Annotated in this window: 1 rRNA gene; it reads left to right on the top strand. The window is 51.9% G+C overall.

Annotated features, from left to right (window positions below):
- Positions 1–2,152 (top strand): 23S ribosomal RNA (locus B9Y59_RS00025); the annotation flags it as partial.
- Positions 2,153–2,226: the final 74 nt, after the last annotated feature.

The raw sequence follows: 2,226 nt of genomic DNA on the forward strand, positions 1-2,226 counted from the left end.
AGGGCGTATGAAGTCAGTTGTACACGACCCGAAACCGGGTGACCTACCCATGTCCAGGTTGAAGTGGAGGTAAAACTCCATGGAGGACCGAACCGACTCCCGTTGAAATGGTAGCGGATGAGGTGTGGGTAGCGGAGAAATTCCAATCGAACCCGGAGATAGCTGGTTCTCTCCGAAATAGCTTTAGGGCTAGCCTCGTATTAGATTACCGGAGGTAAAGCACTGAATGGTCTAGGGGCCGAGAGGCTACCGAAACCTATCAAACTCAGAATGCCGGATAATTGATGTACGGGAGTCAGACAGTGTGAGATAAGTTTCATTGTCAAAAGGGAAACAGCCCAGACCCACAGCTAAGGTCCCAAAATATTGTTAAGTGGAAAAGGATGTGGGGTTGCACAGACAACCAGGATGTTGGCTTAGAAGCAGCCACTCATTAAAAGAGTGCGTAATAGCTCACTGGTCGAGTGACCCTGCGCCGAAAATTTAACGGGGCTAAACAGTATACCGAAGCTTGGGATTCCGTGAGGAATGGTAGGAGAGCGTCGAATGAGGGGTGAAGTCATAGCGGAAGCGGTGGTGGACTTCATTCGAGTGAGAATGCCGGAATGAGTAGCGCGAAATGTGTGAGAATCATATTGGCCGAAAGTCTAAGGTTTTTGGAGGAAGGTTCGTCCGCTCCAAGTAAGCCGGGAGCTAAGGCGAGGCCGAAAGGCGTAGTCGATGCACATACGGTGGAAATTCCGTAGCCGCCAAAAGATTTAAGATAAGGGACACCCTAGAAAGGCATGACCCGGGCGATGGTCGCCCCGGGCGTAAGGGACCGAAATTAGAGTAGGGAAGCATGCTGGACGGGGGGCGAGAAAAGCTTATTGTATATCTGAGGCGCCCGTACCGCAAACCGACACAGGTAGATGGGAAGAGAATTCTAAGGCCAACGGGAGAAGGGTAGTTAAGGAACTCGGCAAATTGGTCCCGTAACTTAGGGAAAAGGGACGCCACGGAGACGTGGCCGCAGTGAATAGGCCCAGGCGACTGTTTAGCAAAAACACAGGTCTCTGCTAAATCGAAAGATGAAGTATAGGGGCTGACACCTGCCCGGTGCTGGAAGGTTAAGAGGAGATGTGCAAGCATTGAATTGAAGCCCCAGTAAACGGCGGCCGTAACTATAACGGTCCTAAGGTAGCGAAATTCCTTGTCGGGTAAGTTCCGACCCGCACGAATGGTGTAACGATCTGGGCACTGTCTCAATTACCCGCCCGGCGAAATTGTAGTACCGGTGAAGATGCCGGTTACCCGCGACAAGACGGAAAGACCCCATGGAGCTTTACTGCAGTTTAATATTGGGTTTCGGTAATTTATGTACAGGATAGGTGGGAGACTGGGAAGCCAGCACGCCAGTGTTGGTGGAGTCACCCTTGGGATACCACCCTTAAGTTGCTGGAATTCTAACCTGCGGCCGTGAATCCGGCCGGGGGACATTGTTAGACGGGCAGTTTGACTGGGGCGGTCGCCTCCAAAAAGGTAACGGAGGCGCTCAAAGGTTGGCTCAGCACGGACGGAAACCGTGCTTTAGAGTGTAAACGCGTAAGCCAGCCTAACTGCGAGGGTGACGGCCCGAGCAGTAACGAAAGTTGGAGTTAGTGATCCGGCGGTATGAGAGTGGAATTGCCGTCGCTCAACGGATAAAAGCTACCCTGGGGATAACAGGCTGATCTCCCCCAAGAGTCCACATCGACGGGGAGGTTTGGCACCTCGATGTCGGCTCATCACATCCTGGGGCTGTATTCGGTCCCAAGGGTTCGGCTGTTCGCCGATTAAAGTGGTACGCGAGCTGGGTTCAGAACGTCGTGAGACAGTTCGGTCCCTATCTGTCGTGGGCGTAGGATATTTGAGGAGAGCTGTCCTTAGTACGAGAGGACCGGGATGGACGCACCTCTGGCGCACCAGTTGTTCCGCCAGGAGCACAGCTGGGCAACTATGTGCGGATCGGATAAACGCTGAAAGCATCTAAGCGTGAAGCCGACTCCAAGATAAGATATCCCATAGCGTAAGCTAGTAAGGCCCCTTGAAGACTACAAGGTTGATAGGCTGCGTGTGTAAGCATGGTAACATGTTCAGCTTGGCAGTACTAATAGGCCGAGGGCTTGACCATAGTTCCTTGGTTCAAAGCTTTTTCAGTTAGCTTCTATCTTAAATCTTTATTCAGTTTTCAGTGTACTGGCAAAA

Origin of the sequence: Anaeromassilibacillus sp. Marseille-P3371, from assembly GCF_900169665.1 — a bacterium.
In the GTDB taxonomy this organism is placed as follows: Bacteria; Bacillota; Clostridia; order Oscillospirales; family Acutalibacteraceae; genus Anaeromassilibacillus.